Genomic DNA, 23,956 nt, shown 5'->3' on the forward strand with positions numbered 1-23,956 from the left:
ACCGGCCTCCGGGAGAGGCCTACCAGCCGTGCCAGGTCAGCCGCTTCGGGCGGCAGCGCGGCTGGGTCCAGGTCGAGTGCTCGGGCCGCGCGGTCGCGTCGCCGTCCGAGGTCGGGCAGGTTCTGCCGGTACGCGTCGGCGTCGGCGACCTCCCGGAGTTCCTCGGCCGTCCGCGCGAGGGCGTCCCGCCACCGCGGGGCCACGAGGCACAGCCGCGCCAGCTCCGGCAGTCCGAGGGCGGGCGGGCCGGCCTCGCCGACGAAGCAGAACGCGTCCCCCGAGCCCGCCCGCCCGAACTGCTTCAGGCGGGTTCCGGAGGTGAGTCGGACCTCTCCTCCAGTTCGTGGGAGGCCGGGTCCGTCGCGTCGCGGTCCGCCACTTCGGCGAAGAACGTGACGACGTCCGCATCGGCGACTGGGGCATGTCTTTCGGATCAGCGAGCGGACTGGATGAAGATGCCGAAGATGTGAAGTCCGGCCGCGTAGAAGGTCGCGGCCTTCTCGTGGCAGGTGGCCAGGCCATGCCGGTTGTTCAGGCGGTTGATGCGGCCTTCGGCGGTGTCGCGCCGCACCTCCGCCCCGGGCCGACCCCGTCGTTTCCTGCCAGCCCGGCGGGGTGGGCGGCTGTCCGGGAGAGGTCAAATCGCCTGGCGCATAGCGCACTTGTTGCTTGCTCGACGGCCTTGGCGGGCCACACACTGAGGTCCGGTCCGACAGGGAGAGAGGGCGTCATGTGGGTGGCCCTGGTGCTTCTGGCAGCGGCGGTGGCGGCGGTGGCCCTGGCCGCCGCGCGCTGCTACCTCGGGCTGCGGAAGCTGCGCCGGGCCGAACGGCTCGCGACCGGGCGGGAGTTCGACCTGGCAGGGATCGAACTCGCCTTCCTGGCCGGGAATCTGGGGGAGCTGACCGTGGCGGAGATGTACGAGGGCGGTCGGCTGGTCGCCGCCCGCTCCGGCGACGTCACGCTGACCACACCTGCCGCGACCGGTACCGGCGCGGGGGGCGAGGACGGCGCCGGAGACGGTCTTGAGGCGGTGGCCGTGCGCTCGCTCGGCTCCGCGCGCACCGGTGATCTCAGGACACTTCTCAGGGCGGTGGACGGGTCCCCGGAGGCGAAGGCCCTGCGCGCACGGCTCGCGGCGCAGGGCCTGGCCGACAGCGAGGAACTGGTCGAACGCGTGCGGCGGGTGAACCGGCGGACGCCGGTGCTGATCGGCGCCGTGGTCGTCGCGTGCTCGGTCGCCGGGGCGTGGATGAACACGCACCGAGGGCTCTGGCCCGTCCCGCTGGCGGATTGCCTGCTGGCGGCCTTCCTGGTGCCCTTCGCGGCCGCTCTGTGGACCAACCAAGTGTCGTGGCCGCCGTTACGCACCGCCACCGCGCCGGGAGAACGGGTGCTGGGGGCCGCCCGGGCGGCCGAACTCCGCCAGGGGACGGCGACCGTGGCCCTGTGGGGACTGACCGCCCTGCCCGCCGGCCACGACCTGCGCACCTGCGAAGCCGCCACCCGCACCCTGCTGAGAGTGAAGCGCGCGCCACGGCGGCGCCCGTACCAAGGCTCCGGCGGTATCGGCTGCGGTGCCTAGCCAGTACCGTTCCAAGGACGGTCCGGCAGTACCGGAAGGATCCCGTGAACGCGACCGAACTGACAGCGAAGGCACCCTCGATCGCGGCCGCCATGGCCACCGCCGACGTGTCCCCCGGAATCCAGCAGGCCCAGACCCGCTACCGGGCCGCACTCGTCTCGGGCTGGGACATCCCGGCCGGAGCGTCGGTCCTGGAGGTCGGCTGCGGACAGGGGGACACCACGGCCGTCCTTGCCGAGGCCGTCGGTCCGCGGGGCCGGGTGGTCGCCGTCGACATCGCCGATCCCTCGTACGGTGCCCCGGTCACCCTGGGACAGTCGGCGAAACGCCTCAAGGCGACGCCGCTGGGCTCCCGCATCGACTTCCGCTTCGGCCTGGACGTCCTCGACGAGGCGGCGATCACCTTCCCCGACGGCGGGTGCGACCACGTGGTCCTGGCGCACTGCTCCTGGTACTTCGGCTCCCTGGACCAGCTCGCGGCCACCCTCGTCCGGGTCCGCCGCTGGGCGCGGAACCTGTGCTTCGCCGAGTGGGATATCGAACCCCGCTCGGCCGAACAACTGCCCCACCTGCTAGCCATTTTGATCCAAGGTCAGATCGAGGCGGCCGGCTCGCGGGGCGAAGGCAACGTGCGCACGCCGTTCTCGCGCGAGAGCCTGCTGCGGACCCTCTCGGCGACAGGCTGGAACCCCGCCCCGGCGCAGGCCGTCGACACGACCGCTCTCCAGGACGGCGACTGGGAAGTGGACGCCTGCACGACGCTGCTCGACGACGCGCACCGGATGACCCAACTTCCGCAGACCGTAAGGGAGCTGGTGCTGAGCCAGGGGGACGCCCCGCTGCCGGCCTACTCACTGACCGCCCGCTGACCACCCGGCCGGGCGGTCGCCTCAGCGGCGGGCCGCTGCCACGGCATCGGTGTACTGCTCGGTGGTCAGGTCGTTCTCGTCGGTTCCGAGGTCGGCGAGGACGGTTTCGGACAACGGCGAGCGCGGGCCCGAGGTCGTCCTGGGTGGTCGCGGGTCCCGACCTCGATGAACGTCGCGTCGTTGAGCTTCCGGGCTGGACCGGGCCGGGCCGTGGCGGAGTGGTCCGGGTGCCGGTCCCCAAGGCTGTCGTCAGCGGTGCGATGTCTCTGCGGTGCCCGCGGCACGGTTGAGCTCGGGACCCGGAAACGGTGTCCACTTGCTTTCCGAGAGCAGCCGGCGGTGGAACCCGTCCAGGACGACGGCGGCTCGGGCATGCCGCTCGATGATCGCGGCGATCTCAGGCGGAACAGCCCCGGGCTTGCGACCTGCGATCCACTCCCGGAGGAACACGTCTGCCTCCATGCCGCCCCGAACCCGGTCGACGAGGTGGTGGTGGAGCAGATGGCTCGCGGTGTAGTGGCGGTCGTACGCGAGATGGTCGGTGAGGAACCGGTCCTCCGCCGCTGAGAGCTCGAAGCCTGAGCTCAGGGCCAGCCCGAAGTCCGCGAAGTAGATCAGCCGGCCGTCAGTCAGGATGTTGCGGAAGTGGGCGTCGAAGTGCACGAGCCCGTGAGAGCTCATGAACGCCGCACCCCGTGCCAACGCGTCCTCCGCCCACGCGAAGGGGGAGCCGCCGCCGGCGGTCACCGCGTTCTCCCGGCGCTCGTGCAGCCACGTGGCGAGCGTCTGCGGCACGTGTTCCAGGAACAGCAGCAGGCTGCGGGAGGACCGGCCGATGGCCTCCAGCCGCTCGCGCACGGCCTGCGAGCCCTCCCAGTGGGCGACTGCTCCGTCGATGCCCCCGAACTCGTCCACGAAGCCCTCGGGGGCGGAGTCGGGCAGGACGCGCCAGTGGTACATCAGCGGAAAGCCCTCGTACTCCCTCCCCAGGACCCAGTTGGTGGTCATGACGTGGGCGGCAAGCTCCCGCCAGGCGCCGAACCCGGCCGATCCCACGCCGTACTGGTAGAACATCGGCAGACCGAAGAGGTTCGCCGTGGACCGGATGTTCTCCGGCCGGGTCTCGACATCCGTCAACGGCACCCTCTTGACGAAGACCCGTGTCCCGTCGATGTCCAGCTCCGCCGACCTGCCGCCGATGCCGGATCCGACCGGAGGAGCGGACGCCACGACCTCGCCGAGTCGCCGGTCGCTCAGCAGGGACAGGCGGGTGGCGACGGTCCCGTAGGCAGCCACACGCGCGGCGTGCCGTGAATCGGAAGGGCGCATCGACGGCTCCTCGGTGCCCCGGACCAGGGCGTCGGTGATCACCCGAACGTAATCGACTCCCGCCGTCGTGGTCTACCTCGGACCGCACGCAGCACGACCGCCCCGGCGAAGGCCGCCCACACCGGGGGCCGGGAAGGCGCGAGTTCGGCTCCGGGGCGCGGTAGTTGAGGCCCGGACGGTCAGGTCCCGCGAGTCCTGGGCCCGATGGTTCGCTGAGCGGTCATCCCCGCCGTCACCGCTGCCGCACCGCTTCTGCCACCGCAATAGGTCAACCATCGACATATCTAAACGATTGATCTATAGTCACGCCATGGCACATCCCCAACTGCAGGAGCCGACAAGGCTCGTACTCACCGCGCTGGCCGACGAGCCCCGGCACGGATACGCGATCCTCCAGGAAGTCCTGGCGATCACCGAGGGCCGGACCAGGATGCTCACCGGCACCCTCTACACGGCGCTGGACCGCCTGCTCCAGCAAGGACTCATCCAGGTCGACCACGAGGAGGTCGTGAACGGACGCCTGCGCCGCAGCTTCGCCCTGACCGAACAGGGGCGGGGCGTCCTGGCCGAGGAGACGCGACGGCTGCGCGCCGGTGCGGTCGAGGCCGAGCGCCGGCTCGCCCTCGGCGGCCTCCGCCCGACGCTCCGGACGAACGGGGGGACGGCATGACCGACTCGCACCTCCCCGCTGCCGGGCTGCTGCGCCGGCTTCCCCTGCGCGGCCTCTACCCGGCCGGATACCGTGCCGCGCACGGTGAGGAGATCGCGGCCGTCCTCGCCGAGTCCGTCCGGCACGCCGATCGCCGTACCGCCCTGCGCGAGTGGTCCGTCCTCGCCGCGCACGCCCTGCGGCTGCGCACCCGGCTCAGCTCCCGCGACCCGGCGGGCCGAGTGCTCGCCGGTGCCGCACCGTTTCTGCTCGCCGGCGGAGCCGCCCTGGGCGCCGTCCACCTGCTGACCGGGCTGTTTCTCCACAGTTCCCGTACGGGCGTGGTCTCGGCCGCGGTGGGCGCCCCCTGGGGCCTCGCCCTGCTGGGCGCCCTCCTCGGCCGCTGGAACGCGGCCCGGGTCCTCGTCCTGGTCGCCGTCGTGGCGTCGCAGCTCCGTCCGGGGGCGGCGTTCGGCCCGTCCGCGGACCTGCTCGACCTCTGGGCCGCGATGGGCGCCCTGGTGCTGCTCGCGCCGCCAGACGCCGTCGACTTCTCGGCGCGGAACCGCGCCCGGGCCGTGGCCTCGGCGGTCGCCGTCGCCCTGCCGATGAGCGGCATCGCGACCCTGTGGCTGGGCACCTGGCCCGAGAACTACGCCGATGTCGTCTTCCCGCCGATCCAGCAGATCGCGCTCGACGCCTCCACGGCCTGGCCGGCGCTCGTCATGGCCCTCGCCTACCTCCTGCACCTCGGCAGCCCGGACAGCGACCGCCTACAGGCCGTCGGAGTCGCGCTGGCCGTCCTGCCCTGGACGGCCATGGCCGCTCCGCCCCTCTACCGCAACATCCCGATCGACGCCCACGACCTGCTGCGCAACAGCGCCGTGGTCCTCGGCTTCCTGGCCGCCGCCACCGCCGCCGGCGTCCTGCGGCGCACTATGCGGCGCACCCGCCTCGCCGGGGCGGCCCGATCGGGGGCGTCCGGCCCGATGTGACGGTCCGGGGCACCTACGTGTCCGGTCCGGGCGGTTGCCCGCCCGGACCGGTCGGGGTCGGGGGCCCGTCCGCCCGTCTTCCCGTCCGTCCTTCCGGACGAAGGGGCCTGACCATGCCGCGGAGGTCGGCATGAGGGCGGCGCGAGGGCGGCACGGCGGACCCGAGGACACCGCCGAGCAGGCCGCGACCGTTCCGCGGGGTGCCTCTTTTCCCCGTAACCCCTTGACAGGTATAGACCACTCCGCTTGAGTCTGGGGCAGCCCCGCACCGGCCCGCACCCCGGTCGGCCCGTCCCCCCACGACGTGCCCCCACCCCGCGGGGCTCGGCTCCCCTGCCCCGACGTCCCTACCTCCACGACCGTGCGGCCCCACACCGCACAAGGGGTGATCAAGTGTCCACGAAACGCCTGCTCGCACTGCTCTCCGCCGTCGTCACGGCACTGGCGGTGGTCCTGCTGCTGCCCGCGGCCAACGCCAGCGCCGCCGTTTGCGCCGGGCCCTGGAACTCCTCGGCCGTCTACACCGGCGGCGCCGCCGTCTCCTACAACGGCCACAACTGGCTCGCCAAGTGGTGGACCCAGAACGAGCCGCCCAGCACCGGCGGTTCCGGCGTCTGGTCCGACCAGGGCGGCTGCGGCACCGGCCCGACGACGACCCCGACGTCGACCGTCACGCCGACGTCCACCAGCACGCCGAAGCCGGGCGCATTCCCCGTCAGCCAGGCCCAGTTCGACCAGATGTTCCCGAACCGGAACCCCTTCTACACCTACCAGGGCCTGATCGACGCCCTCGCCGCCTACCCCGCCTTCGCGGCCACCGGCAGCGACACCGTCCGCAAGCAGGAGGCCGCGGCCTTCCTGGCCAACGTCAACCACGAGACCGGCGCGCTGGTCTACGTGGTCGAGCAGAACACCGCCAACTACCCCCACTACTGCGACAGTTCGCAGTCTTACGGCTGCCCGGCCGGTCAGTCCGCGTACTACGGGCGCGGCCCGATCCAGCTGAGCTGGAACTTCAACTACAAGGCGGCCGGCGACGCCCTCGGCATCGACCTGCTGCACAACCCCAACCTGGTGCAGACCGACCCGGCCGTCGCCTGGAAGACCGCCCTCTGGTACTGGAACACCCAGAACGGCCCTGGCACCATGACCCCGCACAACGCGATGGTCAACGGCTACGGCTTCGGCGAGACCATCCGCAGCATCAACGGCTCCCTGGAGTGCAACGGCGGCAACCCGGCGCAGGTGCAGAGCCGGATCAACGCCTACCAGCGCTTCACCCAGCTGATCGGCACCGTGCCCGGCAACAACCTGAGCTGCTGAGCACTTCGGGCCGGTCTGCGAGTTCGTAGAACCCGGTCCCGGCGCTCGGGCATCGTGACGGCGATGCCCGAGCGCCGCAGCGGATGGCGGACGGCCTTGCCGGAGTGGGGTGTTGTCGCCCAGCAACCGCTCCCGCTCGCGGACGCGCCGGTTCGGCCTCGAAGCCGAACCCGATCGAGGCTGGACGGCCGAACAATACCCGTTCCACCGTGGGCTTCAGGGTGACATAGCGGCTGTGCACCGCGGGTTCAGGCGCGACGGCTCAGCCGGTACGGGCCCAGGTAGTAGGAGAGCGCGGCGTGCGAAGGCCCGTCCGCGATCTGGCCGCCGACCAGCAGCTCGACCACCTCGGTCTCGGTCAGCCACTCCACCCGGGTCGACTCGGACACGTCCTCGGGCTCTCCGATCCGGGTGCAGCCGGTGACGTGGTAGGCGCGGAAGTGCGCGTCCGAGATCCCGGCCATGGCGTCGTACTCGGTCAGCAGCTCGACGTGGCCAGGGCGCCAGCCGGTCTCCTCCTCCACCTCGCGGGCGACCGCCGCCGCGGGGGCCTCGCCGGGCTCGGCCCATCCGGCCGGGACCTCCCAGCCCCACCGCCCGGTGATGAACCGGTGCCGGTAGAGGAGGAGGAACCGGCCCTGGTCGTCGGTGACGACGGCGGAGGTCGACGCGCGGGGGTAGCGGACGACGTGGTGGTCGATCCGGCCGATGCCGGGGACCTCGACCTCGTCCAGCCACACCTCGACCCAGGGGCTGCCGTAGACCTGCCGGCGTCCGAACGTCTCCCACTTCACGACAGGTCTCCTCACGTGCGTACCAGGTGCGTTCCCGACCCTCTCACGTGCGGGGCAAGCGCCCGTACCGGACGGTGCGGGGGAGCGCTGGAACCACCGGGCGCGGCCCCTGGCTGCCCGGTACTCCGGACTGCCTACTGGTCCTGTCGAGGGGATCGTGGCCGGAGCCCGGGAGGCCGAGGCGGCCGCCGGCCCATCACGACACGGCCAGCGGGCCCCGGACGTGTGCCCGCCCGAGCGCGAGCCAGGATGATGGACTCGGCCACCCCGAGGAGGACTTGATGAGCGGAACCGTCGACCCGAGCGACCAGGGCCGTTGGCGCACCCAACGCGCACGCGGCACCCGAGGCCCGAACCGTGGGCTGAGACAGCCGCTGATGCCGCCGCCGGACGAGGTGTTGGTGGAAGAGGAGGCGGAGGAGACCGAGACACCCCGGCAATAGCGGGCGACGACGGCGCGGGGGAGCGCACCCCCTCACAGGGAACCGAAGCAGCCCCTGCCTGCGCCCGACGCCGCGACCGGCCGGGCCCTGACCGTCCCAGAACAGCCTCCGGCGCGACAACTTGGAGGACGCCGAACAGGCCGGCGCCGTCTTCAGCAAGGGCGGCTGCCCTCGTGGGTGCGGGGAGGTCGGTAGGACGCGGACGTGGACGCGTCCGGCCTCCGGCTGACCCCCGCGGGTGCGGGGAGGACCCGATCCCCGAGTTCCCGTCGCCCGACGGCTCCTTCTGGGGTATCAGTTTCTCCTCGATCTCCTCAGCTGTCGGCATCTCATCCGGCAGCGGCATCGGGGGGGTGCCTCTGGGCCCGGTTCGGGCCTCGCGTGCCACGGCGCCCGCGCTGGTCGGGCCAGCGGCCCTGGCTGTGCGGGGGGATCCTGTCGGTCACGACGTCCTCCTCGTGGTGGTCGGGTCACCATCGTGGCGGGGCTGGGCTACTGGCCGGGCCCGAACGTACCGATGGGTGACGTCGGTCCGAGGCGTTCATCCACGGCGCACGCCGGGCAGAGGATCCGGGAGGTGATCGAGACGTCCTCCGTCGAGACGACGTCCTCCACCCCTCCGAATCGCGACGTGGTCCCGGCTGCACCGCCGCATCCGAGGCAGGCCCGCGTGGCCCTCGTGTCCCGGTAGCACCCCCGGCAGTACAGCATCGTCGGGGCCTCGGCGAGGATCATGACCACCTCGCCGATGCGCAGGTGCGGGCACGTGCCCACCGCGCCGTCACGCCACGCGTGGACCAGGGCGAGGCTCGCCGCCCACGCCCACTCTGGGGTGTCGTCCGCGGGGGGTCTGGGTGTTGTGCTGTCGAGCAGTCGCCGGTAGTCGCGCCGTGCTGCGCGGGCCTGGTCAAGGGCCGCGGTGATCCGGGCGCGTTCGGCGTCGCTGAGGCCGCTCACCGGTGGCCGTTCGGGAGGTGACGGTTGCGGATGCCGTCCGCCCGCCCACCTGTGCACCCGACGTGGTCGCGGATACTGTCCGAGTGGGAGTTGAGCGTGGCGGCGTAGGTACCGCGGCCCCATTTCCCGCACACCACGCAGTAGCCGCTGCACTCGTCCCGCGGCGGCCGGGGCCCGGCGCTCACTGCTCCACCTCCGGCGTTCCCGCGTCCGCCTCGTCCGTCGACCGGAGGGAACGGATGTGCTCGCCGAGTTCGGTGAACGAGGCGTCGATGGCGAGCCACTCGTCCGGGGTGATCTCCTCGTAGGGCTGCCGTTCGGTGGGGTGCATCAGGCCTCCTGGGCGGTGCAGCTGGGATGTGCGACCACGGCCCAACCCAGTGGGGCGCCGGACGTGGAGGTGTACGCGTGACCAGCCGGGGACAGCGGCGGCTCGTGCCGACCGCAGACGATGCAAGCCTCCGCTCGGCGCTGCTGGTCGGTGTAGTCGGCCGCGAGCGTTGTCTTCCCGAGCCAGAGCTGACGGGACGGCAGCGCCTGCTGCAGGTACTCCTCGACGTCGATCCTGCGGGCCGCGGTGTCGAGGTAGCGCTGCCCCATGAGGAGAACGATCGTTCCGCCCCGCCGTGCGAAGTCGGCCCACCCCTCATCGGCCGAGACTCGGAGGGCGTTGCCCACGTGCGGCAACAGCACGAGTGCGTCCGGGCCGTCGAGAACGATGCGGATCCCTGGCGACGGAAGTGGAAGCTCCGGCGCGGCCAGGCCAGCGCGCGTGGCGAGCCGCCGCAGTCCGGGGGCATCGGCGCGCGCCGGGGTGACCAGCATGAAGCTGACCAATCCGTCGGGCGTTGAGTCGATCCACGTCCAGGCCGCTAACGACAGCGGAACCGTACGATCAGTGGCCGTCAACACGGGCCCCCTCCTAGAGTGCTGGGACTACCATCACCACCAAGAGTCGACCCGTGATCGTCAGAGCGTAAGCGTTGGCGGGGTGGCAGAGGGTGGCACTTCCGCGCGGGGTGACAGACCAGGGTAGGACAGGACCATGACGACGATGCGGACGCCGAACACCCAGCTCACCGACTGGCAGGCCCGGACGGGCCTGAGCAATGCTGAGCTCGCGCGGCGCGTCAAATCCGCAGCTCAACAAGCCGGGCACCAGCAGATTGCGCCCGATGCAACCGCCGTGCGGCGCTGGCGTGAGGGCAACCAGCCGCGCCGGCCGCTCCCAGGGATCATCGCGGACGTCATCTCCGACGCGCTCGGATATCGGGTCACATCATATGAATTGGGACTCGGCGAGAGTCCGGCCGAGGACCGCTCGCTCCTTTACGCCCGCAGCTACGAGGTTACGGTGGAGACCGTCGCTGACCTGGGGAGAGCAGACGTGGACCGCCGACGATTCCTTGCCGCTGCACCGTTCGCCGCTGTCGCCGCCACCGGACCGTCCAGGGATTGGCTTCTCGCCACCCTCGATCAGGAACCCGAGCCCGGCCCGCGTGTCCGCCTTGAGGACGTCACCGCCGTCAAGAACATGTTCTCGGAGTTCCAGAAGATCGACATCTTCCAGGGCGGCGGCAGCGGTCGGCTGATCCTCGCCGCCTACATGAACGTCCACGTCTACCCGCTTCTCCGCCGGCCGCAGGCCGACGACGTCCGCCGGGCCCTGTGTGAGGCTGCCGCCGAACAGACCTACCTCCTCGGGTGGATGGCCTACGACAACGGCGAACACGGCACTGCCCAGCGCTACCTCGTCCAGGCCCTCCGACTCGCCCAGGAGTCCGCCAACGTGCCGCTCGGCGCGCACGTCCTGGCCGGGATGGCCGACCAGGCCACCCTCCTCGGGCACCCCGAAGAGGGCCTCCGCCTGGCCCAGTCCGGCCGCCACGGCCTCCGCGGCTCCTCCGCCGCCGCTCTGGCCGATCTGTGGGCCCTTGAGGGTCGGGCGTTCGCGACGATGGGCGACAAGGCGGCCGCAACTCGGGCCGTTGCGGAGTCCGAGGCCGCCGCCGAGCACATCCACGCCGACGGCGAGCCGGAGTGGGCTCTCTTCATCGACCAGGCCTACCTGCACGGCGAGCACGCCATGACCCTGCGGGACGTTGGCGACCACGCCGGAGCGGCCGAACACGCCAAGCGCTCCATCGACCACGCACGTTCGCAGAACCGGGCCCGCCGAGGTGCACTCTCCCAGGCCGCGCTCGCCACCACGCACCTCCAGCGGCGCGACCTCGAACAGGCCCACGCCGCGGGCCTGCGAACGCTCTCCCTGGCTGGCAAGGTCAAGAGCAGCCGCGCCGTCGAAGCCGTCGCCGACCTACAGCGGCGGATGGAGCCGTTCGGCGCGCACCGTCTGGTCGCCGACTTCGTCGAGCGGGCCCGCGTCCTGGCCGCCGCCTGACCTGCATCGTCCGATGTCCGTCGTACGGTGGCGGCATGCCCAAGCGGCTTGACCTCCCCGCTGACCTGCTGCCCCTGCACGCCGCCGTGGTCGAGGCGGACCGGGGCATGACCGCGTCCTCTGCGGCGGGCGGGGACGTCGACCCCGCGCGCGACTTACCTCGCCGCAGTCAACGCCCTGCGCGCCCAGCCGATCTGGTCCGAGGCTCGCGAGGCCGGCTGACCCCCGCGCGTGTGGGGAGGACGACGATCCGGGCCAGCTCGAACGGTACGGGCGCGGCTGACCCCCGCGGGTGCGGGGAGGACACCGATGCGCAGGACGTCCAGGACTCCTGGCGCGGCTGACCCCCGCGGGTGCGGGGAGGACTCGGCGATGCGCTCAACTCTGGCCTCCGCAACCGGCTGACCCCCGCGGGTGCGGGGAGGACGTGCGCGGTGGTGGTGCTCATCAGCTGTGGTCCGGCTGACCTCCGCGGGTGCGGGGAGGACTACCACCCCGAGGGCAGCGACGTCGCCCAGCGCGGCTGACCCCCGCGGGTGCGGGGAGGACAAGACCAGGTGAGATTGCATGCCTGGTAGGGCCGGCTGACCCCCGCGGGTGCGGGGAGGACCGCCGCCTGGCCGACGCCACCGGCAAGGGCAACGGCTGACCCCCGCGGGTGCGGGGAGGACCCGGAGTCGGTCTTGGCCGGGGCGGCGGCGAGCGGCTGACCCCCGCGGGTGCGGGGAGGACGAGGACTTCGAGGCCGTCGGCGGTCTCGGTGGCGGCTGACCCCCGCGGGTGCGGGGAGGACACCTGGGCCTGCTCCAGGAAGGAGCCGCGCAGCGGCTGACCCCCGCGGGTGCGGGGAGGACTCGCCGGCCGTGGAGGAAGAGGACGTAGTCCTCGGCTGACCCCCGCGGGTGCGGGGAGGACGCAGCCACCCCGGGCGTCGCATCCTCGATCGCCGGCTGACCCCCGCGGGTGCGGGGAGGACGTCCATGTCGCCGTCCGCGGCTTCCAGGGCGGCGGCTGACCCCCGCGGGTGCGGGGAGGACGAAACCGGATTCCAGCCCACCGAAGGGGCCACCGGCTGACCCCCGCGGGTGCGGGGAGGACTCGGCGAGGGCGGCCCGGTCGAGCCACGCGGCCGGCTGACCCCCGCGGGTGCGGGGAGGACTGGCGGCCGGCCTGGCACTCGACGGACGGCGGCGGCTGACCCCCGCGGGTGCGGGGAGGACCCCTTTGCGACCTGGGGTGATGCGGCGGCTTTGCCATTTCTTTGCGCGAGCCGACGCGTCAGCGTCCAGGCGTTGCCCTGTGGGAGTTGTTGAGGTGTCAAAGTGCCTGTGCATCATGCCATGTGACCGAAGGCGGCCGCCCGATCCGGACAGCGGCCCGGGCCCCGCGCCATCGCGCGGGACCCGGCCACCGAGGGGTGGCGCCCCGGTCACTTCGTCAGGCGGGACCAGTCGGCCGGTTGGGCGGGGTCGAGCTGGCGCAGCTTGTCGAGCACCTTGGGGTCCTGGACGTCGAGCCAGTCGGCGACCTGGCGGAAGGAGACGCAGCGGACGCCGTCGCGCTTGCACACGCTCTTCATCACGTCCTCGATGGCCTGCATGTAGATGCCGCCGTTCCAGTCCTCGAAGTGGTTGCCGATGAAGAGCGGGGCGCGGCTGCCGTTGTAGACGCGTTCGAAGCCGGCGAGGTAGCTGTCGCGGGTCTCCTTCTCCCAGGTGTCGTACTTCTTGGGGTCGCCGTTGGTGCTGTTCCCGGACTGGTTGGCCAGGAAGTTGAAGTCCATCGAGAGGCTCTGGGTGGCCTTGCCCGAGTACGGGAGCATCTGGAGCGGGAAGTTCCAGATGCCCTCCTTCTTGACGGGCCAGACCTGGAACTCGCCCGGGGAGCTGGCGTCGTAGCGGAAGCCCGTCGCCTTTTCGGCGGGGAGCAGGTTCTTCTGGCCCTCCAGGCAGGGGGCGCGGCCGCCGACCAGTTCCTTGGTGTAGTCGAAGGGGAGTGGCGGGAGGTCCTTGAAGCCGGTGTTGGTCTTCCAGTTGGTGACGAAGGAGATCGCCTGGTCGAGTTCGCTCTTCCACTCCTCGGTGCTCCAGTCGCCGCCGCCCTTGGCGTTGCAGAAGTGCCCGTTGAAGTGGGTGCCGATCTCGTTTCCGTCCTGCCAGGCCAGGCGGAGCTGCTCCAGGGTGTCCTTGATGTGGGGGTCGGTGGCGTAGTCGATGGAGGCGGCGCCGGGGTTGTGCTGGGGCGGGTGGTAGAGGGTGCTCTTGGACTTGGGGAGGGTGTAGAGGCCGCTCAGGAAGAACGTCATCTGGGCGTTGTTCTCGGTGCCGAGCCTGCGGAAGCGGGAGAACAGGCGATCGTCGCCCTCCAGGGCACCGTCCCAGGAGAAGACGACGAACTGGGGCGGTTTCTCGCCGGGCTTCAGTCGTTCGGGCGTGGGCTGTTTGGGCTGCGGGCCGGTGTCGGAGGTGGAGCCGTCGCCGAGGATCCTGACCTGGCCGTCCCAGGTGGGGGTGGGAGCGGGCGGTGGCGGGGCGGGTGTCTCGGACGGGGTGCTCGGCGTGCTGGCGGCCGGGGTGGTGCCGGTGGCGGTGGCCGCGGGTCTGCTCGGTGTGCCGGAGCATCCCGTGGCCAGGGCGGAGGCCCCGAGGACCCCCATTGCCAGCAGGACGGCAGTGCCGCGAGCAGTCCGCACGAGACCTCATTTCTCTGATGTTCGATCAGGTGATGTTCGGAAGGTGATCAATGAATGTGATCATCAGAACACTATTGATCGACCCCTGTCGAGGGATGGCCGACGCGACCGCGGAGGGGGAGTCGATTGGAGCAACTTGCTTATGTGGCACGGGATTTGGTTGCAGTGATTGCTGTCACAAATGGGAGGTCCTCCGGGTGCCCGCCGACCGTCCCGGCGCCGCCGGCGACCCGTCAGCGGCGGCGCCGGGACGGGTCGAGGAGGGCGGGCGGGGTGTCGTTCTTCTCGTGTGCCGCGAGGTCGACGCCGGGGGCGACGACGGCGTCGATCGCGTCCAGCACGTCGGGTGTGAGCACGGTGTCGGCGGCGGCGAGTTGGGCGTGCAGGTGGTCCGGGGTGCGGGGGCCGATGAGGGCGCTGGTCACGGCGGGGTGCGCGGTGACGAATCCGAGTGCGAGCTGGATCATCGTCAGGCCCGCGTCCCCGGCGACCGTGGCCAGTTGCTCGACCGCGTCGAGCCTGGCCCGGTTGGCCGGCACGGTGGTGTCGAAGCGCTGCGGCATGAACGTCGAGCGGTTGGTGGTGATCTCCCGGCCCGCGCGGATCGCGCCCGACAGCCAGCCCGAGGCCAGCGGGCTCCACGCCAGCACGCCGAGGCCGTACTCCTCCGTCACGGGCAGCACGTCGGCCTCGATGCCGCGCTGGAGGATCGAGTAGCTGGGCTGCTCGGTGACGTAGCGGCCCAGGTGGTGCTCGCGGGCGGCCCACTGGCCCTGCACGATGCGGTACGCGGGGAAGGTAGAAGAGCCGAAGTAGCGGATCTTGCCCGCGCGTTGCAGGTCGGTCAGGGCGGACAGGGTCTCCTCGTCGCCGGTGCTCGGGTCCCAGCGGTGGATCTGGTAGAGGTCGACGTGGTCGACGCCGAGGCGGCGCAGGCTGCCGTCCAGCGCCGTGACCAGCCGACGGCGCGAGGCGCCCCGGTGGTTGCGCTCCTCGCCCGTCGGCAGGCCGGCCTTGGTGGCCAGCACGATGTCGTCGCGGCGGCCGGCGATGGCCTTGCCGACCATCTCCTCCGATTCGCCGCCGCCGTACACGTCGGCCGTGTCGATCAGGTTGATCCCGGCGGCGAGGGCGGCGTCGACGATGGCGGTGGCCTCGTCCTGGGTGGTCCGCCCGAGCCTGCCGAAGTTCATCGCGCCGAGCGCGAGGGAGCTGGCCTGTACGCCGGTGCGGCCCAGGGTGCGGTACTGCATGGCTGTGTTCCTCCATGACGGTTCGAGGGAGTGAAGGGGGTGAGGGTGGCGCGTGGCTCCCGGGACTGCGGCGCGTGGCGCCCGGCACTACTTGGACTCGACCCGCCCGAGAGGGTCGGGGCCGGCCGCGAGCAGTGCGCACGCCGCGCCCCAGGCGGGATCCCCGGGGCGGAGCCGGCTGCGCAGGTACGCCCAGGTGAGCCGCTGGACCACGGCGACCCGCCCGGAGTGCTCGTCCGTGGTCTCGGCGGCGTCGTATCCGGAGATCCCGCCGAGACCGTGCTCCGCGCCGAACAGCGTGAGCAGGGACTTGGGGCCGGGGGAGAGGACGTACGGGTCGGTGTGCCAGGCCGCGCCGCGCACCGTCAGGTGGGGGGAGAGGTCCTGGTCGCCGGCGACCACGAGGGCGGGCGTCGTCATCCGGGAGAAGTCCGTGGTCAGGAGGAACGGGTGGCGCTCGGCGGTGGACCGGGTGAGGGCGTCGCCCCCTCGGCCGGGCGCGGCGAACAGTACGCCCGCCGTGATGCGGGGGTCGGCGAGGTCCGCCTCCGTGCCGTCGTGGGGGTCGGTGAGGCGGGCGCCCAGCAGCAGGCTCGCGGTGTGGCCGCCCATGGAGTGTCCGGCCACGGCCACTCTGCTCCGGTCCAGGCGTCCGAGGAGCTGTGGGACGGCGGCCTCGATCAGGTCGAGGCGGTCGAGGATGCGCGTCATGTCCTCGGCCCGCGACCGCCAGTGCAGCGGCGCGCCAGGGGTGTCGGGGTCCAGGCGCAGTGTTCCGGAGCTCAGGTGGGTGGGCTGGACGACGGCGAAGCCGTGCGCCGCCCAGTGGTCGGCGAGCGGGGCGTAGCCGTTCAGGGAGGAGAGGTGGTTCGAGGGCCCCTGGCCGTGGGAGAGGAGGACGATCGGCAGGTCGCCTCCGGTCACCGGGGCGGAGACCCGTACGTGCAGGTCCACGGCGCGGCCGGGGGCCGGCAGGACCACCGGGGCGACCGAGAGGACGGGGGCGGGTTCGCTGACGGTGTCAGCGGTGTGGTTCGACGTGTCCATGAGGTGCCTTTCCCTTCCCGCGGCTGCCGGGCTGGTGCGGCAGGCGGCGGGGGAGGCGGATGGGAAGACCCCGCTCGACTAGACTCAAAGCGGAACCTTGTTCCAGATACGATACGGAACGCTGTTCCGCTTAGTCAATCGCCACCCGGACGGAGATCGTGGTGTCCACAGCAGACCGGTCCGCGCAGACGTCGGCCCCGGCCCCGGCCCGAGGCAAGCGGGCCGACGCGCTGCGCAACCAGCAGGCGCTCCTCGCGGCCGCCGCCGAGGTGTTCGCCGCCTCCGGCGTCGATGCGCCGATCCGTACCATCGCGGCGACGGCCGGCGTCGGCGTCGGGACGATCTACCGGCACTTCCCGACCCGGGCGGACCTCGTCGTGGCCGTCTACCGCCACCAGGTCGAGGCCTGCGCCGAGGCCGGCCCGGCCCTGCTGGCCGACGTGGACTCCCCGCTCGCGGCGCTGCGGCAGTGGGTCGACCTCTTCGTGGACTTCCTGGTCACCAAGCACGGACTCGCCAACGCGGTGCAGTCGGACAGCGGCTTCGACGCGCTGCACGCCTACTTCGTCGACCGCCTGGTACCCGTCTGCACCCGACTGCTCGACGCCGCCGTCGACGCCGGCGAGATCGAGCCCGGCACGCAGGCGTACGAGCTGATGCGCGGCATCGGCAACCTCTGTATCGGGCGCGACAGCGACCCCGGCTACGACCCGCGCCGGCTGATCGACCTGCTGCTCCGGGGGCTGCGGCCGCAGGCCGCGGAGGCGGGCTGAAGGCCTGCGCATCGTGGCTCGCGGGGCCTTCCGGCGCCCAAGTGGCCTCCGCGAAGCGCTGGTTCTGCCTACATCGCAGGGAAGCGTCTTCGGGTATCCGGCTCTTCGGCGACGTGGCGCGCCGGTGATGGAACGGCGGCCTGACAGGAGGCGGAGGCGGGGCTGTGCGGCCGGACGCGCAGCCCCGCACTCGTTCTCGGCTGCCCCGCGGTTCGCGCCACGGTGGCTCGTGGCATTGACAGGGGCCTTCGGCGGCTGAATGCTAAGCAAGCGCTTAGTCAACGAGAAGGCCGAGGAGCCGCCCGATGTCCGAGACCCCTGCCTCCCCTCCGGGTGTGGACCTGAATCGTCTCCGTTCCCATCTGGAGCGTGAGCTGCCCGGTCTGGCCCAGGGGCCGCTGCGGGCCGACCTGATCGAAGGAGGCCGCTCGAACCTGACGTACGTCCTCGGCGACGGCGCCTCCCGGTGGGTGCTGCGTCGGCCGCCGCTCGGGCACGTCCTGGCCACCGCGCACGACATGGGGCGCGAGTACCGCGTGATGACCGCGCTGCGCGGCACCGGGGTGCCCGTGCCCCGCACGCTGCTGCTCGACCCCGGCACCGACACCCTCGGCGCGCCCTGGTACCTCATGGAGTACGTCCCCGGCACCGCGCACCGGGACGCCGCCCCGCTGGCCGCCCTCGGTGAGCAGCGGGTGCACGCGCTCGGGAGCAGGCTGGTCGACACCCTGGCGGTCCTGCACCGGATCGATCCCGCCGAGGTGGGCCTCGCCGACTTCGGGCGCCCCGAGGGCTACCTGGAGCGCCAGCTGCGCCGCTGGTCCCAGCAGCTCGCCGCCTCCCGCAGCCGCGACCTGCCCGACCTGGACCGGCTGCACGACCTGCTCGGCCGGCGGCTGCCCGTCTCGCCCGCGCCCGCGCTCGTGCACGGCGACTACCGCCTCGACAACGTCCTGGTGGACGAGGGCGACAGCATCACCGCCGTCCTGGACTGGGAGATGTCCACCCTCGGCGACCCGCTCACCGACGTCGGCCTCCTGGTGATGTACACCGAACTCGCCGGTGTCGGCGGCGGCATCATCCCCGCCGCGATGACCGCCCCCGGCTTCCCGAAGCCCGACGAGATCGTCGCCTCCTACGCCGGGGCGACCGGCCGCCGGGCGGAGGACCTCGACTGGTACGTCGCCTTCGCCTCCTTCAAGCTCGCCGCCGTCGCCGAGGGCATCCACTTCCGCTTCCAGCAGGGCCGCACCCTCGGCGCCGGCTTCGACCGCGCGGGCGAGATGGCCCCGATCCTCGCCCGGCACGGCCTGAGCACCCTCAAGGAGAACTGAGACCGATGGACTTCGCCTACGACGCCAGGACGAACGAACTCCGCGAGCAGCTGCTCGCCTTCATGGACGAGCACGTGTACCCGGCCGAGCCCGTCCTCGCCGCCCAGCTCGCCGACCCGGCCCGGGACCGCTGGGCCGTCCCGCCGGTCGTCGCCGGCCTCCAGGCCGAGGCCCGCAAGCAGAGCCTCTGGAACCTGTTCTTCGTGGACCAGCGCGGCCTGCCCGGCGAGTCCGGTGCCGGTCTGACCAACCTCCAGTACGCGCCGCTCGCCGAGATCACCGGCCGCAGCATCCAGTTGGCCCCACCCGCGCTCAACTGCGCCGCCCCCGACACCGGCAACATGGAGCTGCTCGCCCAGTTCGGCAGCGCCGAGCAGCGCGAGCGCTGGCTGCGGCCGCTGCTGGACGGGGAGATCCGCTCCGCGTTCGCGATGACCGAGCCCGAGGTCGCCTCCTCGGACGCCACCAACATCGCCACCCGGATCGAACGGGACGGCGACGAGTACGTCGTCAACGGCCGCAAGTGGTACATCACCGGGGCGATGAACCCCGACTGCCGGATCCTCATCGTGATGGGCAAGACCGACCCGGCCGCCGAGCCGCACCGGCAGCAGAGCATGGTGCTCGTCCCGCGCGACACCCCGGGCGTGACCGTCCGGCGCGGCATGACGGTCTTCGGGTACGACGACGCCGACCACGGCGGCCACGCCGAGGTGCTGTTCGAGGACGTCCGGGTTCCGGTGGGGAACCTGATCGGGGAGGAGGGCGCCGGCTTCGCCATCGCCCAGGCCCGGCTCGGCCCCGGCCGCATCCACCACTGCATGCGGGCCATCGGCATCGCCGAGCGGGCGCTGGAGCTGATGTGCCGCCGGGCCACCGAGCGGGTCGCGTTCGGGAAGCCGCTCGCCGAGCAGGGCGTGGTGCAGGACTGGATCGCCGAGTCCCGGGTGCGGATCGAGCAGCTGCGGCTGCTGGTGCTGAAGACCGCCTGGCTGATGGACACCGTCGGCAACCGGGGCGCCCACACCGAGATCCAGGCGATCAAGATCGCCACCCCGCGCACCGTCGAGTGGATCCTGGACAAGGCCGTCCAGGCGCACGGCGCGGCCGGCGTCAGCCAGGACACCCCGCTCGCCCAGCTCTGGGCCGGCAACCGCACCCTGCGGCTGGCCGACGGCCCGGACGAGGTGCACAAGCGCTCGCTGGCCCGGCGGGAGCTCAGGAAGTACCGCTAGGCCCGGCGGTACTCCAGCCCGCTCCTGGCGAGTGAAGGGCAACGCGGGTTCGACCCGTGTGTCGCCCTTCACTCGTTCGAGGGATGACAAAACGTTTTGTCGCGCAGCCGAGGTACGGCGTTCTGTCAGAGTCGGAAGCATGCCGCCGCTCGTTGATCCATCTGCGCGGGACGCCGTGTCGACCGCGGTTCCCGGCACGTACCGACCGGCGGCTCCCCCTCGGCGAAGGAAGGAGCCCTTCGGTGGCTTTGACGATCCAGAACGCGGCGCAGGAGCTGGAGGCCGCGGGCCAGGCAGGTGACCCGCAGGCCGATCAGCTCGTCTCCGATCTGCTCGACCACAAGGAAATCGACGGCGTCAACGCCCTCTTCCGCACCATCGGGACACTCAAGCCCGGGCAGGACCTCTCCCGACTGCCCCAGCGGCTGGCGGACTTCCTGCGGGAGGCCGCCGCGCCGCCGCCGGACTGGTCGGAGGCGGACGTCGACGCCGCGGAGGGCTTCTTCGGTCATCACCACGGTGAAGTGACCATGCTCCAGGGCACCGTCGGCCTGATCGGCACCTACCTCTCCCCGACAGGCGCGTTCACGCTCCGCTCGACCGGCCGGCTCGGCGGCGTCAAGGGTCCGGGCCGGCGCCTGTCGCAGTCGTCCCGGCTGTTCCTCGACATGGGCAACAAGAACGCCCTGCGCGACGGCACCCTCGCGGCGAACGTCACCAAGGTCCGCCTGGTCCACGCCTCCGTGCGGCAGTTGCACAAGAGGAGCGGCACCTGGGACTACGCCAAGTGGGGCGAGCCGGTGCCGGTCAAGTACACCACCGGCGCCTCCTGCGTGTTCAGCGTGCAGATCCTGGAGGCGATGAAGAACCTCGGCATCGACGTCTCCGAGGAGGACGCCCACGGGTTCATGTGTGCCTGGCACTACGTCAACCACTACCTCGGCACTCCCGAGCGGTGGCAGCTGCCCAAGGACGCCGACCTGGTCACGCGCATCTGGACCCAGGTGCGCGACGACGAGTGGAAGAAGAGCGAGGACGGCGTCTTCATGACGCAGCAGGCCGTCGACTTCTACAAGCAGTTCTACCTCGGCCCCACGCACGACGCGCTCATGGCCCTGGTCCGGCACGCGCTCACCGACAAGTACGCCGACATGGCCGGCGTGCCCAAGGGTGTCCTCGACCTCGCCGCCGGTCCGCTCGCCGCCGGCCACGGCGTGGTCAGCGGCCTGGGCGGCGGGCTCCTCGGCGGTTCCGTCCAGAAGGCCACCGGCGTCAACCCCTACAAGGACGTCCTGGGCATGGCCTCCGAGACGTTCAACCAGATCCAGAAGTTCGCGCTCACCCACGACCAGGACGACCAGCCGCAGATGCACCAGGAACTCGGCGACGACCGCTGAGCACCGCACGCCGTGCCCCCGCCGACCTCACAGGCCGGGCGGGGGCACGGCGCCGCTGCCGCTGCCGCCAGGGTGGAACCTGTCAGACGCGCCAGGCCGCCCGGGCCGGATCCGCCCCCTTGACCCGGGCGGGACATCTGCGGAAGTTTGCTGCCATGCGACTGCACTTCATCGGCGCCGACCCGCTCGGGGGCCCGGCCATGGTCTGGGTCGACCTGGACGCGGCGAGCATCGTCGTCAAGGGCCTCAAAGCGCTCCCCGACGACCCGCGCGTCGTCCCCATGCCCGGCACCGAGGCCATCGAACTGCCGGACCGCATGAGGCCGATCCTCCTGGAGGCGGTCGAGTTCGTCGAGGCGCTCGGGCGGGACTGACCGGCCGTCACCCGCACCGTCCCGTAAGGGTGTGACACCCGGGTACTCAGGGACCGGTCGGCCCCCTGGTATGACGGCCGCGGCCCGTCCCCGACCGTAGTGTCCTCCGTGTTCGACCGATCGGAACACGGAGGAACTCATGGGCATTGCGGGACGCGCCGTCGCGACGGTGGTGCTGGCGGCGACCGCGGTGGCGGCGCTGGCGGGCACGGTGGGGACAGCCGCGGCGGGCGCGCTCGCGCCGCCGGAGGCCGGTACCGGGCGGCAGGCGCGGGCCTGGCTGCCGGAGCCCAGCGGGCCGTACCCGATCGGGACGACCGCCCTGCACCTCACCGACCCCGGACGGGAGGACCCGTGGCAGCCCGGGCGGCGGCGCGAGCTGATGATCAGCCTCTGGTACCCGACCTCCCACCCGGCCGCCGGAGCCGACCGCGCCCCGTACATGGAGCCCGCCGCCGGCCGGCACTTCGACGGCCCGGACGGCGTCGGCCTGCTCAACTACGGCACCGCTCCCGGCCGCACCGACTGGTCGGCGATCCGCACCCACGCCCGCCGGGACGCCCCGGCGCTGCCCGGCGGCCCGCGCCCGGTGGTGCTGTACTCGCCCGGCCTCGGCGACCCGCGCACCTGGGGGACGGCGCTGGTCGAGGACCTCGCCTCGCGCGGCTACGTGGTGGTCACCGTCGACCACACCTACGAGGCCTCCGAAGTCGCCTTCCCCGACGGCGACCTGGCCACCTCGGTGCTCCCCGGCATGCTCGGGCAACCCGGCCTGGACATCGGCGCGGTGCTCCGCAAGGCGATGGACACCCGGGTCGCCGACACCCGCTTCGTGCTGGACCGGCTCGGCGGCCTGGCCGACCGGCCGGGCCTGCCCGCCGGGCTGGCCGCGGCCCTCGACCTCACCCGGATCGGCATGGTCGGCCAGTCGGCGGGCGGCTTCACCGCGCTCCAGACCATGCACGACGACCCGCGGATCACGGCGGGCGTCAACATGGACGGCCAGCTGCACTTCCCCGGCCCGGACGGCCACACCGGCGTCGTCCTGCCCAGCGTCGCCGAGGACGGCCTGAACCGGCCGTTCCTGCTGATGGGCACCAGTGGCGAGGACTCCGGCGGCTACCGCGACCAGCCCGGCTGGAACGCCCTGTGGCAGCACAGCACCGGCTGGCACGCCGACGTCACCCTCACCGGCTCCCGCCACGGCTCGTACACCGACGCCCAGCCGCTGCTGCCCCAGCTCGCCCGGCAGGGCGTGCTCGACGCGGAGCAGCTGCGCAGGGACGTCGGCGACATCCGCCCCGGCCGCGCCGAACTCGCCACCCGCTCCTACGTCGCGTCCTTCTTCGACCGCTGGCTGCGCGGCCAGGACGACCACCTGCTGGACGGGCCCTCGGCGCGCTTCCCTGAGGTGGCGTACGAGCGGTAGCCGCAGTGGGGGCGCGTCCTCGATTTTCGCCGAACCGCGGCGGCCTCGCCTCGAAGCCCGAGGCCGTGGAAGGAGTCAGCGGATCTCCGAGCCGGGGTTGGCCTCGTCCCAGCGCCGGCGGGAGGAGACGATCGCGTCGTGGTGGTCGTACGACCAGTCCGTCATCGCCCGCACCAGGTGGGTCAGGCTGTGCCCGAGCGGGGTCAGCTCGTACTCCACCTGCGGGGGGACGGTCGGGTGGACGGTCCGAGAGACCACTCCGTCCCGCTCCAGCCGGCGCACGGTGAGGGTCAGCATCCGCTGCGAGATGCCCGGCAGGGCGCGTTGCAGCTCGCGGAACCGCCGTACGCCCTGGGCGAGTTCGACGACGGTCAGCACGGACCACTTGTCGCCCAGCCGGTCCAGCAGGTCGCGGATCCCGCAGTCCACGCCGTCCTCGCACCAGACCACCGGGCGGGGGGTGGTTACCGCGGTGTGCCCTGCTGACATGAAAGTGCCTCCTTACGCCGGACGGCCAGGCTACCGAGGATGGTCGTGGCGCCGATCGCGACGCCGACGGACGAACAACCCCGGAGGAACCCCATGCTGCTCGTCACCGGTGTCAACGGAGGTCTGGGCGCGCTCGTGCTGGAGCGGCTCGCCGGACGGGACGGGGTCGTGGCCGGCTCGCGCACGCCGGAGCGGGTGCCGGGCGGCGTCCCGGCCCGGCTGGTGGACTTCGACCGGCCCGAGACGCTGGCCGAGGCGTTCGCCGGCGTGCGGACCCTGCTGCTGATCTCGGCCGGCGCCGCCGAGGACGACGTGGTGACCGCCCGGCACGGCGCCGCGATCGAGGCGGCGGAGGCGGCGGGCGTACGGCACGTCGTGTACACCAGCCTGTCCGGCGACGGCGACCACCTGCCGTACGCCCTCGCCCACCGCTGGACCGAGCGCCGGCTGCGCGCGTCCGCCACCCTGCGCTGGACGGTGCTGCGCAACGGCCTGTACGCCGAGTTCCTGGGCGCGATCGCGGCGCCGGGCCCGGACGGGGTGATCGGCGCCCCGCTCGGGGACGGCGGGCTCGCGGCGGTGGCGCGG

At 72.3% G+C, this 23,956-nt stretch carries 23 protein-coding genes and 1 CRISPR repeat array; of the genes, 13 read left to right on the forward strand and 10 right to left on the reverse strand.

Annotated elements, in window-relative coordinates; all coding sequences use genetic code 11:
* Positions 1–433: 433 nt before the first annotated feature.
* Complete coding sequence (locus BU198_RS21110) at positions 434–571, reverse strand: hypothetical protein (protein WP_188298417.1); 138 nt, start codon at positions 569–571, stop codon at positions 434–436.
* Between the two features lie 159 nt (positions 572–730).
* On the opposite strand from BU198_RS21110, the gene BU198_RS21115 reads away from it, so the two are divergent.
* Together BU198_RS21115 and BU198_RS21120 are read left to right on the forward strand one after the other, a co-directional pair.
* Positions 731–1,585 carry a TIGR04222 domain-containing membrane protein gene (locus tag BU198_RS21115; RefSeq protein WP_188298418.1) on the forward strand — a complete coding sequence of 285 codons (855 nt, stop codon included), beginning with the start codon at positions 731–733 and terminating at the stop codon, positions 1,583–1,585.
* Between the two features lie 44 nt (positions 1,586–1,629).
* Positions 1,630–2,454, forward strand: a complete 825-nt coding sequence (locus BU198_RS21120; protein WP_188298419.1) for a class I SAM-dependent methyltransferase — start codon at positions 1,630–1,632, stop codon at positions 2,452–2,454.
* A gap of 249 nt (positions 2,455–2,703) precedes the next feature.
* On the opposite strand, the gene BU198_RS21125 is transcribed toward BU198_RS21120, so the two are convergent.
* Positions 2,704–3,783, reverse strand: coding sequence for a protein kinase family protein (locus tag BU198_RS21125; protein WP_188298420.1), 1,080 nt, complete (start codon positions 3,781–3,783; stop codon positions 2,704–2,706).
* 310 nt (positions 3,784–4,093) lie between these two features.
* Here BU198_RS21125 and BU198_RS21130 point away from each other — a divergent pair, with 310 nt between their 5' ends.
* The 3 genes from BU198_RS21130 to BU198_RS21140 all read left to right on the forward strand — a co-directional run bounded on the left by BU198_RS21130 (position 4,094) and on the right by BU198_RS21140 (position 6,750).
* Positions 4,094–4,453, forward strand: coding sequence for a PadR family transcriptional regulator (locus tag BU198_RS21130; protein WP_188298421.1), 360 nt, complete (start codon positions 4,094–4,096; stop codon positions 4,451–4,453).
* Positions 4,450–5,427 (forward strand): hypothetical protein, encoded by a 978-nt coding sequence (locus BU198_RS21135; RefSeq protein ID WP_188298422.1) that lies wholly within the window; start codon positions 4,450–4,452, stop codon positions 5,425–5,427. The genes BU198_RS21130 and BU198_RS21135 overlap by 4 nt, the downstream gene beginning before the upstream one ends.
* A 393-nt stretch (positions 5,428–5,820) precedes the next feature.
* Entirely contained in the window at positions 5,821–6,750 is a 930-nt protein-coding gene (locus BU198_RS21140; protein ID WP_188298423.1) for a glycoside hydrolase family 19 protein, read from the forward strand.
* 248 nt (positions 6,751–6,998) lie between these two features.
* Here BU198_RS21140 and BU198_RS42335 read toward each other — a convergent pair whose 3' ends face one another.
* The 4 genes from BU198_RS42335 to BU198_RS21160 all read right to left on the reverse strand — a co-directional run bounded on the left by BU198_RS42335 (position 6,999) and on the right by BU198_RS21160 (position 9,856).
* Positions 6,999–7,544: an NUDIX hydrolase gene (locus BU198_RS42335; RefSeq protein ID WP_317620231.1), complete on the reverse strand. Its 546-nt coding sequence runs from the start codon at positions 7,542–7,544 to the stop codon at positions 6,999–7,001.
* Between the two features lie 935 nt (positions 7,545–8,479).
* The gene (locus BU198_RS21150) at positions 8,480–8,944 is read right to left on the reverse strand and encodes a hypothetical protein (RefSeq protein ID WP_188298424.1); all 465 of its coding nucleotides are present in this window, start codon (positions 8,942–8,944) and stop codon (positions 8,480–8,482) included.
* Between the two features lie 181 nt (positions 8,945–9,125).
* On the reverse strand, positions 9,126–9,275 hold the full coding sequence (locus BU198_RS21155) for a hypothetical protein (protein ID WP_188298425.1): 150 nt from the start codon (positions 9,273–9,275) through the stop codon (positions 9,126–9,128).
* The gene (locus BU198_RS21160; RefSeq protein WP_188298426.1) at positions 9,275–9,856 is read right to left on the reverse strand and encodes a hypothetical protein; all 582 of its coding nucleotides are present in this window, start codon (positions 9,854–9,856) and stop codon (positions 9,275–9,277) included. The genes BU198_RS21155 and BU198_RS21160 overlap by 1 nt, the downstream gene beginning before the upstream one ends.
* Before the next feature lie 142 nt (positions 9,857–9,998).
* Between BU198_RS21160 and BU198_RS21165 the strand changes: the two genes are divergently transcribed.
* A complete protein-coding gene (locus tag BU198_RS21165; protein ID WP_188298441.1) occupies positions 9,999–11,345 on the forward strand; it encodes a transcriptional regulator in 1,347 nt (448 codons plus the stop codon).
* Positions 11,346–11,560: 215 nt separating this feature from the next.
* Positions 11,561–12,565: direct repeats of the CRISPR family, unit length 29 nt; unit sequence CGGCTGACCCCCGCGGGTGCGGGGAGGAC.
* A gap of 209 nt (positions 12,566–12,774) precedes the next feature.
* Here the strand turns inward: BU198_RS21165 and BU198_RS21170 are convergent.
* From BU198_RS21170 to BU198_RS21180, 3 genes are all read right to left on the reverse strand, one after another.
* Positions 12,775–14,001, reverse strand: coding sequence for a hypothetical protein (locus BU198_RS21170; protein WP_223244723.1), 1,227 nt, complete (start codon positions 13,999–14,001; stop codon positions 12,775–12,777).
* A 269-nt stretch (positions 14,002–14,270) separates the two neighbouring features.
* Positions 14,271–15,290, reverse strand: coding sequence for an aldo/keto reductase (locus BU198_RS21175; protein ID WP_188298428.1), 1,020 nt, complete (start codon positions 15,288–15,290; stop codon positions 14,271–14,273).
* An 87-nt stretch (positions 15,291–15,377) separates the two neighbouring features.
* Positions 15,378–16,337, reverse strand: a complete 960-nt coding sequence (locus BU198_RS21180; protein ID WP_188298429.1) for an alpha/beta hydrolase family protein — start codon at positions 16,335–16,337, stop codon at positions 15,378–15,380.
* Between the two features lie 161 nt (positions 16,338–16,498).
* Between BU198_RS21180 and BU198_RS21185 the strand changes: the two genes are divergently transcribed.
* From BU198_RS21185 to BU198_RS21210, 6 genes are all read left to right on the forward strand, one after another.
* Positions 16,499–17,110 carry a TetR/AcrR family transcriptional regulator gene (locus BU198_RS21185; RefSeq protein WP_188298430.1) on the forward strand — a complete coding sequence of 204 codons (612 nt, stop codon included), beginning with the start codon at positions 16,499–16,501 and terminating at the stop codon, positions 17,108–17,110.
* 305 nt (positions 17,111–17,415) lie between these two features.
* A complete protein-coding gene (locus BU198_RS21190; protein ID WP_188298431.1) occupies positions 17,416–18,444 on the forward strand; it encodes a phosphotransferase family protein in 1,029 nt (342 codons plus the stop codon).
* A 5-nt stretch (positions 18,445–18,449) separates the two neighbouring features.
* Positions 18,450–19,679, forward strand: coding sequence for an acyl-CoA dehydrogenase family protein (locus tag BU198_RS21195; protein ID WP_188298432.1), 1,230 nt, complete (start codon positions 18,450–18,452; stop codon positions 19,677–19,679).
* A gap of 242 nt (positions 19,680–19,921) precedes the next feature.
* Positions 19,922–21,076, forward strand: a complete 1,155-nt coding sequence (locus tag BU198_RS21200; protein ID WP_317620232.1) for an oxygenase MpaB family protein — start codon at positions 19,922–19,924, stop codon at positions 21,074–21,076.
* Positions 21,077–21,231: 155 nt separating this feature from the next.
* Complete coding sequence (locus tag BU198_RS21205) at positions 21,232–21,450, forward strand: hypothetical protein (RefSeq protein WP_188298434.1); 219 nt, start codon at positions 21,232–21,234, stop codon at positions 21,448–21,450.
* A gap of 139 nt (positions 21,451–21,589) precedes the next feature.
* Complete coding sequence (locus BU198_RS21210) at positions 21,590–22,879, forward strand: alpha/beta hydrolase family protein (RefSeq protein ID WP_188298435.1); 1,290 nt, start codon at positions 21,590–21,592, stop codon at positions 22,877–22,879.
* A gap of 75 nt (positions 22,880–22,954) precedes the next feature.
* Here BU198_RS21210 and BU198_RS21215 read toward each other — a convergent pair whose 3' ends face one another.
* A complete protein-coding gene (locus BU198_RS21215; RefSeq protein ID WP_188298436.1) occupies positions 22,955–23,368 on the reverse strand; it encodes a winged helix-turn-helix transcriptional regulator in 414 nt (137 codons plus the stop codon).
* A 93-nt stretch (positions 23,369–23,461) separates the two neighbouring features.
* Here BU198_RS21215 and BU198_RS21220 point away from each other — a divergent pair.
* Positions 23,462–23,956 (forward strand): NAD(P)H-binding protein (locus tag BU198_RS21220; protein WP_188298437.1); only part of this gene is annotated, 495 nt, incomplete at its 3' end.

The organism is Streptomyces sp. CBMA156, from assembly GCF_014596515.1.
Taxonomy (GTDB): Bacteria; Actinomycetota; Actinomycetes; order Streptomycetales; family Streptomycetaceae; genus Kitasatospora.